The 10,729-nt window shown below is 44.2% G+C and carries 9 protein-coding genes; 5 read left to right on the plus strand and 4 right to left on the minus strand.

The genetic code is table 11. The features are described from left to right. The first annotated feature begins 882 nt into the window (after positions 1 to 882). Positions 883 to 2,049 (plus strand): cysteine desulfurase family protein, encoded by a 1,167-nt coding sequence (locus tag EWV68_RS17490; protein WP_287170534.1) that lies wholly within the window; start codon positions 883 to 885, stop codon positions 2,047 to 2,049. A gap of 1 nt (position 2,050) precedes the next feature. On the opposite strand, the gene EWV68_RS17495 is transcribed toward EWV68_RS17490, so the two are convergent. Further along, entirely contained in the window at positions 2,051 to 2,248 is a 198-nt protein-coding gene (locus EWV68_RS17495) for a hypothetical protein (protein WP_287170535.1), read from the minus strand. Positions 2,249 to 2,569: 321 nt separating this feature from the next. Between EWV68_RS17495 and EWV68_RS17500 the strand changes: the two genes are divergently transcribed. Next, the gene (locus EWV68_RS17500; RefSeq protein WP_287170536.1) at positions 2,570 to 3,511 is read left to right on the plus strand and encodes a TIGR04168 family protein; all 942 of its coding nucleotides are present in this window, start codon (positions 2,570 to 2,572) and stop codon (positions 3,509 to 3,511) included. Between the two features lie 192 nt (positions 3,512 to 3,703). Here EWV68_RS17500 and EWV68_RS17505 read toward each other — a convergent pair whose 3' ends face one another. Both EWV68_RS17505 and EWV68_RS17510 read right to left on the minus strand, forming a co-directional pair. Next, a complete protein-coding gene (locus EWV68_RS17505) occupies positions 3,704 to 4,645 on the minus strand; it encodes a hypothetical protein (protein WP_287170537.1) in 942 nt (313 codons plus the stop codon). 363 nt (positions 4,646 to 5,008) lie between these two features. Then, entirely contained in the window at positions 5,009 to 5,551 is a 543-nt protein-coding gene (locus EWV68_RS17510) for an NUDIX hydrolase (RefSeq protein ID WP_287170539.1), read from the minus strand. A 107-nt stretch (positions 5,552 to 5,658) separates the two neighbouring features. Between EWV68_RS17510 and ylqF the strand changes: the two genes are divergently transcribed. Both ylqF and EWV68_RS17520 read left to right on the plus strand, forming a co-directional pair. Beyond that, the gene (gene ylqF / locus EWV68_RS17515) at positions 5,659 to 6,498 is read left to right on the plus strand and encodes a ribosome biogenesis GTPase YlqF (protein ID WP_061431293.1); all 840 of its coding nucleotides are present in this window, start codon (positions 5,659 to 5,661) and stop codon (positions 6,496 to 6,498) included. A 161-nt stretch (positions 6,499 to 6,659) separates the two neighbouring features. Beyond that, positions 6,660 to 8,144: a glutamate synthase subunit beta gene (locus EWV68_RS17520; RefSeq protein ID WP_061431292.1), complete on the plus strand. Its 1,485-nt coding sequence runs from the start codon at positions 6,660 to 6,662 to the stop codon at positions 8,142 to 8,144. A 429-nt stretch (positions 8,145 to 8,573) separates the two neighbouring features. Here the strand turns inward: EWV68_RS17520 and rpaA are convergent, their stop codons facing one another. Further along, positions 8,574 to 9,314: a two component system response regulator RpaA gene (rpaA, locus tag EWV68_RS17525; protein ID WP_002798623.1), complete on the minus strand. Its 741-nt coding sequence runs from the start codon at positions 9,312 to 9,314 to the stop codon at positions 8,574 to 8,576. Positions 9,315 to 9,835: 521 nt separating this feature from the next. On the opposite strand from rpaA, the gene EWV68_RS17530 reads away from it, so the two are divergent. Next, positions 9,836 to 10,555: a biliverdin-producing heme oxygenase gene (locus EWV68_RS17530; RefSeq protein WP_061431291.1), complete on the plus strand. Its 720-nt coding sequence runs from the start codon at positions 9,836 to 9,838 to the stop codon at positions 10,553 to 10,555. Positions 10,556 to 10,729 lie beyond the last annotated feature (174 nt).

A 10,729-nucleotide genomic window follows, 5' to 3' on the forward strand; every position in this document is an offset into this window, starting at 1 on the left:
ATAGGGGCGGTTTTTGGTCATCTGGGCTAGAAAGATCACTTTATTTCAGGGTTATCACCGAAGCAATTAACTTAAATTTACAGTCTTCAACGGGAAAGATAGTATAGATTGTTACAAAATATTGTCAGCCATGTCATAAAAGCATAAAAATTTGTCTGAAACGCATGGTGGGGCGATGGGGGTTTTTTAGCTATCTTGACTCAGTTATCAGATTTGAGTTTGCCGTTCACTGATTACCGGTTAATGTTTACCGATGACTGAAAAATCGCCGCAAGTATTAGCGACGCGACCAGCTTGAGACAATCTCTGTTATGCTTTGGAACTTGCCAAGGGCAAAAGCATATTATTATCGCTCGATGTTTCCCCTTGATTAGATGCTTAGGGATATTGTCAATAGTGGCAGTTAGTCAACTGTGCCTATTTGATCGTTTGTCTTGATCACGATACTTTTAATCCTTCTGTCGCACCTATCCCAGACTCTTATCAAAAACTGGCTGTCTGGGATTCAGGAAAGGGCTGAAAAAATCTCTTAAATAACCTTCAATTATTCTACAGCGTTTTATCTGTTGTCATTTCATTTTAAGATGGCTCAAAGTTTCCCCGTTCCTGACTATCTTTCGTGTTTACTGGGCTTTTAGAACGGTTTTATGACTTTGATTGTTGACGATATTTGCTCTGTCTTTGGGATGACTTTTGCTGGTCTGCTGCCGAGATTGACACAAGAGAGGTAAAATCGACTCTGCGGGGATGCTTTAACCGGCATCTCTGTTTTTTGACAGGGGAAGATTTAACTGCCCCGACAATCGATCGAGTGTTAAACCTAAGCCGCTAAACTGAAAATAGCTGCTTGTCCTTGGCTCTCATTTCTAAGATTGTAAAATAATGCAAATTTATCTTGACTATAGCGCCACTACCCCCACTCATCCCCAAGTAATCGAGCGGGTTGCCACTATTCTCCGGCATCATTGGGGCAATCCCTCCAGTTTACACACTTGGGGACAGGATACGGCGACAGTCATCGAAATGGCCAGAGAACAGGTGGCAGGGTTAATTAATGCCAATCCGGACCAGATTATCTTCACTTCTGGCGGCACAGAAGCCGATAATTTAGCGATTATCGGGGTTGCTCAACAGTATAACCGCCCCCGTCATATTATTATTTCTAGTGTGGAACATTCGGCGATCGCTGAACCCTGTAAACAATTAGAGCAGCAAGGTTGGCAAATTACTCGTCTTCCCGTCAATCGTCAAGGTAGAGTTAATCCTTTAGACCTAAAAGCCGCAATTCAAAGCGATACGGTCTTAATTTCCATTATTTACGGACAAAGTGAGGTGGGAACCTTACAACCGATTGAAGAATTGGGCAGCATTGCCAGAGAAAGGGGAGTTCTTTTTCACACCGATGCGGTGCAGGTGGCGGCAAGATGCGATATTGATGTGCGAAAACTGCCCGTAGATTTATTATCTCTTTCCAGCCATAAAATTTATGGAATGCAAGGATCGGGGGCTTTATACATCAGAGCCGGTGTTGATATTCTACCATTACTGCGGGGCGGTGGTCAGGAAAAAGGTCTGCGATCGGGAACCCCAGCCGTACCAGCGATCGCTGCTTTCGGTTTAGCGGCCGAATTAGCCCAAAAAGACTTAATTAGCGAAAAAATGCGTTTAATAGCCCTGCGAGATCGATTATTTGACCTCTTAGCCGATTATCCTTATCTGCTGCCCACGGGGGACCGATTCTATCGTTTACCCCACCACGTCAGCTTTATTGTCCGTCCGGACGATGACAGTCACATCACGGGAAAACAGCTAGTTCGTCAGCTTAATTTAGCAGGAATCGGTATTAGTTCTGGAGCCGCCTGTCATAGTGGCAAACTTTCCCCTAGTCCAATTTTAAAAGCTATGGGCTACAGCGATCGAGAAGCATTGGCGGGAATTCGCTTAACCCTGGGAAGGGACACCAGCGCGGCCGATATCGATTGGACGGCTCTAGTATTAAAACAAGTGATCGATCGCTGTTTATCTGCTTTAATTGTGAGCAAGAGTTAGTTTATGCCTCAAATTGCCCTTCGATCAAGATAATTTCGCCAAAATCGGGAATCCATGCCACCCAACGGCCCTGATCCTGTTCACAGAGTAGTAGCGCTTCATCAAAGCTGTATGGAGAGGGGAGCATTCTGAGTTGTACCCATGTGTTTGCTTGGGGGCGAGTAACAACGGCAGTAGTGCGGTATTGTAGTAAAGACATACACAGATCACCCTGATAATTCTGTATCTAAATTTACAAACAAACCGATGACTGTGGATAACTTTGTTTTAAATCTTTACATCTTTACCAGAGTTCTTGCATAATTAATTTTTGAGAGGGCAAAAATGAGAAAAATAAGCATAAAATTGCATAAAATCACTAAATAGAGCATTTAATTGATTAACGCTCATTCTTAATTCTCCTGACTACTGACTCCTGACTCCTCACCTAAAGGAAGATTTTTGATTTTTGCAAGAGGTCTATTTATTCGGCCAATCCTAGTTATGATCATTATTGGTAAATTATAGTTAATAACTGGTAATGGTAAGTTCTTTCCCTCGCAGCTATAAAATCGCCGTCATCGGTGACGTTCACGACCAATGGGAAATAGAAGATAATTTAGCACTAGAAGCTTTACAAGTGGATTTAGCCCTATTTGTCGGCGATTTTGGCAATGAATCCCTAGAAATTGTCGGCCGGATTGCTAGTTTGTCCTTACCAAAAGCCGTTATTCTCGGTAATCATGACGCGTGGTATAGCGCCACCCCTTGGGGACGAAAACAATGTCCCTACGATCGCAACAAGGAAGATCGTGTCACCGCCCAGTTAGAATTATTAGGGGTTGCTCATGTGGGTTACTCAAAACTAGACCTACCCAGTTTACAGCTTTCGATTGTTGGGGGTCGTCCCTTTACTTGGGGGGGATCCGAGTGGAAAAATGGAGAATTTTTTCAAGAACGCTATAATATCAGCAGTTTTGCCGAATCTACCGCCAAAATTATCGCTAATATTCAAGATACTGCCTATAATAACCTGATTTTTTTAGGTCACAATGGTCCGGCCGGACTGGGAAAGGAAGCGGAAGCTATCTGTGGTCGCGATTGGCAACCCTTGGGAGGGGACCACGGGGATCCCGATTTAGCAGCGGCCATCGAACAAGCACAGCTATTAGGAAAACAGGTTCCTCTGGTCAGTTTCGGTCATATGCACCACCGTCTCCGTCATACTACTTCCCGTTTACGCAATCCCGTGGTCACTTCCGAGATGGGAACCGTTTATCTGAATGCTGCTAGTGTCCCTCGTATTGTCCACTCTGATAGGGGTAAATCTCGCAATTTTTCCCTAGTCACTCTTGAAGGAGGTCTAGTCACAGAAGCATCTTTAATCTGGTTGAACGATAATTTCGAGATTATCAGTAATAGAAAACTTTATCACTCCGGGTCATCAATCGATCGCCCATCTCCTCAATCTTGTTATTCTTAAGTTTTGAAAATAGACCTTTTCTTAATCTTATGCGGTACAACCACTAATATCAGTTATCAGATGTCAGGTTTCAGTTAACTGTTTACTGATAACTGAAAAAAAGCTCCCCAATTCATAATTTATAATTCATAATTTATAATTCATAATTTATAATTCATAATTCATAATTTATAATTCATAATTCATAATTCCCTATAGATAGTTAAGTTTTTGAGCGAGTAGAGGTAAAGCAAGAGCGATAGCAACACTAACAATCATACCGATAAAAGCTTTCAAGGCATCCCCGAAAACCAGTTTACCTGTGGCGGCTAAATTAGGGGTTTCTCTGGTTAAAGTCAGAGAAATTTCTCGACCTCCTAATAAACCTAAAAATACCCAAGTGGTACTCATGGGAATATGATTATAGCCAACAAAAAACAGTAAAATTAGGCCATAAATCAAGTTAATAATTGTTGCAGAACGCAGATCATGGGCGTTAGTTTTGCTAGTGACAATTTTCTCGATTTGACCACCGTGATTAATAAAAATGATGGTTTGCAGGAGTAGCATAACTGTTAGAGATAAAACTAACCATGTTGCCGCTAACTTTCTGGGAAGATAGGCGAAAATATTAGCAAAATCTTGCATTAACCATTGACTCCAGAGAAACCCGGTGGATAACCACTGTAAAACTACCCAGATTTTTTGAGGTTCTTGATTAACTGTTTCTAGGAAAAAGTTTTCTAATTGATAAATAATTCGATAGATTACTAACCCCACTATAACAGCAATGCAATAACCCCAAGCGGATTTAACTAACATTTCATCTAGAGATTGGGGAGCAAAAACTGTTAAAACCAAAAAGGTTGTACTCACAGGTATTCCCCAAGTGGTGAGAATTAAAATTGCTAAGGGAGGAACGATATAAATCCAAGTAAAAGTTTCTGGGAAGGGAATCATTTCTAGTCGATTATAAGCCACATCTCCCTGATTAATATACCAACCAGCGATAAAAATCGAGGCTAAGATTATACTGGTGTACAGCCATAAAATCCACCAGGGACGTTCTTCATTGGCACTTAAAAAAGTCCCTAAAGTTTGTAGGGAATCGTTAGCAACGATTGCATAAGCTGATAGAATAAAGCCAGCAATCATAAAAAAATTACTCATAGACAAGTGAAAAAAAATAAAACTTAAAGTAATACAAATCCTGTTCAAACAGTAGAGAAAAGCGCAGAGGTAGGAGAGCGGGGAGTGGGGAAGTGGGGAAGTGAGGAAGTGGGGAAGTGGGGAAGTGGGGAAGTGGGGAAGTGGGGAAGTGGGGAAGTGGGGAAGTGGGGAAGTGGGGTAATTTCAACTAAAACCCTAAAACCCTAACACCCTAACACCCTAACACCCTAACACCCCAACACCCCCCGCAACGCGCACGCAGTGACCACCCTATCTCCTGAATCCTGACAACCGGCTCCCCAAAACGAAAACTTCCTACCTCCCCCTTAATATAACTGCCATACATCCTTAATTTTGCTTTAAAAAATCCCTCGCTAGATAGAAAGCAGCCAAACTACCGGAGACAGTAATTTCCTGGGGATTAATTTCCTGTAAAGGTCGAAGAATAACTTCAATTTCCTCGGTAATATCTAACTTTTGTTGACCTGTGGGAGTAGCATTAAGAGCCAAAAAAATATGAATTCTGTTAGTATCTTTAACGGGATTATCATACAAAACACCTAGAGGTATTAGAGAATCACTTTGATAACCAGTTTCCTCCTCGAATTCCCGACGCGCTGCCGCAGTAATATTATCTTCACCCGCATCTACTGCCCCGGCGGGAAATTCCAATAAAATTTCCTTAACTCCGTGACGATATTGACAGACAAAAACCAATTGATTATCCCCAGTAACTGGAACAACTAAAACAATTTCAGGACGAATATTAACGAAATAATCATCGATAACTTGTCCAGAGGATAACTTCACCGCGTCTTGACGGACTTGACACCAACGATTATGAAAAACTAGCTCGGATTTAATAATTTGCCATTTTTTTAAATTAGTCATTGACAATCCTGTTATAATTGCAGTGAAATTACTAAACTTTTTCTCAGATAATTATAGCTATCTAGGGACTATTCCTGATAAGATTTAATTTTATACTCCCATCTCCCATGTCGTTAATTCAATGGTATCCCGGTCATATTGCCAAAGCGGAAAGAAAACTCAAGGAACATCTTAAACTCGTGGATGTGGTCTTAGAAGTGCGTGATGCTCGCATTCCCTTAGCTTCCCATCATCCGCAGGTGGACGATTGGATTGGCAATAAACCGCGCTTGTTAATCTTAAATCGTCTCGATATGATTCCCGAATCTGCCCATCAACAATGGGTAACATGGTTTAAAAGTCAAGGAAAAACCGTCTATTTTACTAACGCTAAACAGGGAGAAAGAGTTAAAGCAATTATCAAAGCGGCGGAAAAAATTGGCGATGAAATTAACCAAAAACGCCAACTGAGAGGAATGTTACCGCGTCCAGTGCGCGCCGTGGTGATCGGGTTTCCCAATGTGGGCAAATCTGCCCTGATTAACCGTTTATTAGGGCGAAAAGTCGTCGCCAGCGCCCGCAGGGCCGGAGTAACGCGACAATTACAATGGGTACGAATTTCCGACACCTTAGAACTATTAGACGCGCCGGGGGTGATCCCTTCCCGTTTAGATAATCAAAGGGATGCAGTGAAATTAGCTATCTGTGAGGATATTGGCGATGCAGGTTATGATAACCAAAGGATAGCGGCGGCTTTTGTCGATTTATTAATAGAATTAAACTATGAAGGACTTTTACAATCTCGTTACGGGTTGAATACTCTAGACATGACCGGGGAAGATTTTATCGAAAAATTGGCCAATCTCAAATATCAAGAAGATAAAGAAAGGGCAGCCATGCAGTTACTCAATGATTTTCGTAAGGGAATCATCGGGGCTATCCCGTTAGAATTGCCCCCTTCCTCTTGAAATCGCCTGTTTTTAACTCAATAGTTAATTACCCAATTTGTCAAAATTACCGCCTGTTAGTCCACTGAGTTGCCGATAAGATTAAAGAAATCGGTAAAGTTGCGGGGATCGATCGAACTGTGAAGGAAGATAGGGAATAAACGACAGAGATAACAAAGACTATGGGCAAACCGACTGGCTTTATCGAATTCCTGCGTGAACTTCCTTCCGAACTTACCCCCCTCGATCGCCTTCATAATTGGGATGAGTTTCATCTTCCCATGCCAGAAGATAAACTCCGCAATCAGGCCGCCCGTTGTATGGATTGTGGTACACCATTTTGTCACACGGGAACGCTAATTAGTGGCATGGCCAGTGGTTGCCCGATTAATAACCTGATTCCCGAATGGAATGATTTAATCTATCGAGGATTGTGGCGAGAAGCCCTCGATCGCCTCCATAAAACCAATAATTTCCCCGAATTTACCGGTAGAGTCTGCCCCGCCCCCTGTGAGGGTTCCTGTGTTCTCGGTATTCATAATCCCCCCGTTACGATCAAAAATATTGAATGTTCGATTATTGACAAAGGTTGGGAATCCGGTTGGATTACTGCCAATCCCCCCGCCATCCGTACCGGCAAAAAAGTGGCCGTGATCGGTTCCGGACCTGCTGGATTAGCAGCCGCCGACCAGTTAAATAAAGCTGGTCACTGGGTGACAGTTTATGAAAGGGCCGATCGTCCCGGGGGGCTATTAATGTACGGTATCCCCAACATGAAGTTAGATAAGGAAGAAGTCGTTCTGCGTCGTCTCCAGATGCTCGAACAGGAAGGGGTAAAAATGGTCTGTAACACGGAAGTGGGCAAGGATATCAGCGCCCAAGACCTATTAAACCAATACGATGCCGTGGTTATCTGTACTGGGGCCACCAAACCCCGGGATTTAAACATCGAAGGTCGCCAATTAAAGGGCATTCACTTCGCCATGGAGTTTCTCACCGCTAATACAAAAGCACTATTAGATGGACAACCGGGGGAGGATTTTATCTCGGCCGCGGGTAAAGACGTGGTAATTATCGGCGGTGGCGACACGGGAACCGACTGTGTGGGGACTTCCCTGCGTCATAACTGCCGTAGCGTCACCCAATTAGAGATTATGCCGCAACCGCCCCGAGAACGGGCCGCCGATAATCCCTGGCCCGAATGGCCGAAAATCTACCGTCTGGACTATGGACAAGAGGAAGCGGCCGCGCGTTTTGGCGATGACCCCCGGGTTTATACCACCACGGCGACTAAATTCGAGGGGGATAGCGAGGGCAACGTCACAGGGATTCACACGGTACAGGTGGAATGGCAACGCAACGAAAAAGGGCAGTTTATCCCCCAACCGGTGGCAGGAACAGAAAAAGTCATCCCGACGCAATTGGTTCTATTAGCCATGGGATTTTTGGGACCAGAACAGCCTTTACTCGATGATTTAGGCTTAGAAAAGGATGCCCGCAGCAATATCAAGGCCGAACACGGTCAATTTGCCACTAGCTTACCGAAAGTGTTCGCCGCAGGGGATTGTCGTCGTGGTCAAAGTTTGGTGGTTTGGGCGATTAATGAAGGTCGCGGGGCCGCCAGGGAATGCGATCGCTTTTTGATGGGGGCGACGGATTTACCTTAAACCAGTAGTTAGGGCTTGCTGAAAAAGTTTTTTGTGGGGGCAGGGTGTGGCCCCCCCAACCCCCCCGACATCGGGGGGGCAGGTGGGGTGTAGGGTTTTACCGATTTTGAGGGGGTCAATTACCTAATTTTCAGGGAAAAAGTCCCTGAATTTTCCCCCCGATCACTCCCAGATCCGGTACTTTTTGATTTCTAAAAGGTCTAAAAGTCTTACCCAACAAGGTTTTTAGATTTATTCAGCCAGCCCTAGTTACTCCTGCCATTGTCCTGACTTGCTGGGGGTGCTTACCCCTTGTGATAGTCAGGGCCAAAAAGAGGCCTCAGCCATAGCCATCAAAACCCAACCGCCGGTCAAACCTTCTCAATCTGAAGAGGAGGAGGAGCGACGAAACAATTGTCCCTATTGCCTATCTAGACAATTGCTCCCTGTTTAAACCGTTGCCGCCGATGAATCAAGCACCACCTGTTCATTGGTGGGTAACTCCAGACAATAACCCGCACCGTAAACGGTTTTAATATAGCGAGGGTGGCGGGGATCGGGTTCTAGTTTCGTTCTCAGATGGCGAATATGAACGCGAATAGTCTCGATATCATCATCGGGATCGTATCCCCAGACCTCCTTGAGAATATCACTAGGGGAAACGGTTTGACCGTGACGTTGGAGAAGACAGTGGAGTAACTCGAATTCTAGATGGGTTAACTTGACCACACTTTCAAACCAGACCGCCTCAAAACGTTCGGGAACCAGGGTTAAAGGTCCAAAACTGAGTATTTCTGAGTGTTTAGCTGCTTGGGGAATGCGATCGGTGCGTCTGAGGAGAGCGCGTACCCTAGCTAACATTTCCTCCACCTCGAAAGGTTTGGTCAGGTAATCATCAGCACCCGCATTAAAACCCTCCACTTTATCTTGGGTTTGTCCTAAGGCTGTGAGCATCAAAATCGGGATGTCGGACGTGCGTTCATCTCGTCGCAAACGCTGACAGACAGTAAAACCATCGACTTTGGGCAGCATTAAATCCAGCATGATTAAATCGGGTTGTAACTGGACGGCCAAGGCCTGGCCTTTAATCCCGTCCTCTGCGGGATTAACGTCATAACCCGCCATCTCCAAGTTGATGGAGACTAATTCCGCGATTGCAGGATCATCATCGATTACAAGTATTCGGGGCATTACCAGAGTGTTATGACTAAGGGTTTGGGTAGGGAGTTGCTAAATGTGTTCTCGCTGACATCGCAACTAGGGCTTTGTCTCTCAAGGGCTTGAGTTTAGGACAACATAAAGAATCCTGTACTGATTATAAGCATGATTGCTAAATTCGGTTTTAATTTGTGAAATTTTGCTGATATAAGTCTCCTGAATGTTAAGAATTTTTAAGAAGCGTGAAGAATGTTGCTCGATGATTGATATTGGCGCTAGACTACACCCTCTCTTATCCAACTCTTATCCAAAGATCAACTAGGGAGCAGTTTTTCACTAATCTTTACAATTTCGCCATCTGGCTCAATACCGGTTTCAACTGGCGGTCAAGTCCTGCTAGAGCTAAATTTCTCCCCTAAGCTCCCCCGGCGGCACTGTAAAAATTCTTAATAAAATTACCGATCGATTCAGTTTAATCTACCAAAATAGACGGTTTTAGTAAGCATCTGTAACGAACCCGATCCATTCCACTCATCCCAACAGGTGATCATAATATGAGCGTTAATTTATCAACTCAACTGCGAGAAGGCACGAAAAAATCCCACACCATGGCAGAAAACGTCGGTTTTGTCAAGTGTTTTCTCAAAGGTGTGGTAGAAAAAACTTCCTATCGCAAACTGGTGGCTAACCTCTACTTCGTCTATTCGGCCATGGAGGAGGAGATGGAAAAACTTCCTAGTCATCCCGTCGTTTCTAAAATCTGTTTTCCTGAACTCAATCGCAAAAATGCGCTGGAACAGGATTTATATTTTTATTATGGTCCCAATTGGCGCAACGAGATCGCTTTATCTCCCGCAGGTCAGGCCTACGTTAACCGGATTCGGGAAATCGCCACAACAGAACCCGAATTATTAGTCGCCCATTCCTATACCCGTTATCTCGGCGATCTGTCCGGGGGGCAAATCTTGAAAAAAATCGCCGAAAAAGCGATGAATCTGGAAACTGGTGGCACGGCTTTCTATGATTTCAAAGATATTCCCGACGAAAAAGCCTACAAAAACCACTATCGTCAAACCCTCGACGAGTTACCGGTGGATCAAGCCATGGCCGATCGCATTGTCACCGAAGCTAACGCCGCTTTTGGGATGAACATGAAAATGTTCCAAGAGTTGGAAGGTAATCTAATCAAGGCGATCGGAATTATGCTCTTTAATACTCTCACCCGTCGTCGCACCACCGGCAGCACCGAAACTGGATTGGCTACCGCCGAATAGTAGTCAAGAAAACCTAAAAAAAACGGATAATTCTAGAATTGGGGTAATGGTTAGCCTTGACATCCTCGCCGCCCTAAAAGTGCGGCGATTCCTAAACCTCACGATTTAAGTTTCTGCTTCCACCACCGTCGCATACCACAGTTAAAAAACCATGTACTGTCTTACACAGAGTCC

It is taken from the genome of Microcystis sp. M_QC_C_20170808_M9Col (assembly GCF_007095495.1).
In the GTDB taxonomy this organism is placed as follows: Bacteria; Cyanobacteriota; Cyanobacteriia; order Cyanobacteriales; family Microcystaceae; genus Microcystis; species Microcystis aeruginosa.

Bases quoted from the DNA above. Each gene is read 5' to 3' on its own strand.
- EWV68_RS17500 (WP_287170536.1), top strand. From the start codon at position 2,570: ATGGTAAGTTCTTTCCCTCGCAGCTATAAAATCGCCGTCATCGGTGAC.
- EWV68_RS17495 (WP_287170535.1), bottom strand. From the start codon at position 2,248: ATGTCTTTACTACAATACCGCACTACTGCCGTTGTTACTCGCCCCCAA.
- ylqF (WP_061431293.1), top strand. From the start codon at position 5,659: ATGTCGTTAATTCAATGGTATCCCGGTCATATTGCCAAAGCGGAAAGA.
- EWV68_RS17510 (WP_287170539.1), bottom strand. From the start codon at position 5,551: ATGACTAATTTAAAAAAATGGCAAATTATTAAATCCGAGCTAGTTTTT.
- EWV68_RS17505 (WP_287170537.1), bottom strand. From the start codon at position 4,645: ATGATTGCTGGCTTTATTCTATCAGCTTATGCAATCGTTGCTAACGAT.
- EWV68_RS17490 (WP_287170534.1), top strand. From the start codon at position 883: ATGCAAATTTATCTTGACTATAGCGCCACTACCCCCACTCATCCCCAA.
- EWV68_RS17520 (WP_061431292.1), top strand. From the start codon at position 6,660: ATGGGCAAACCGACTGGCTTTATCGAATTCCTGCGTGAACTTCCTTCC.
- EWV68_RS17530 (WP_061431291.1), top strand. From the start codon at position 9,836: ATGAGCGTTAATTTATCAACTCAACTGCGAGAAGGCACGAAAAAATCC.
- rpaA (WP_002798623.1), bottom strand. From the start codon at position 9,314: ATGCCCCGAATACTTGTAATCGATGATGATCCTGCAATCGCGGAATTA.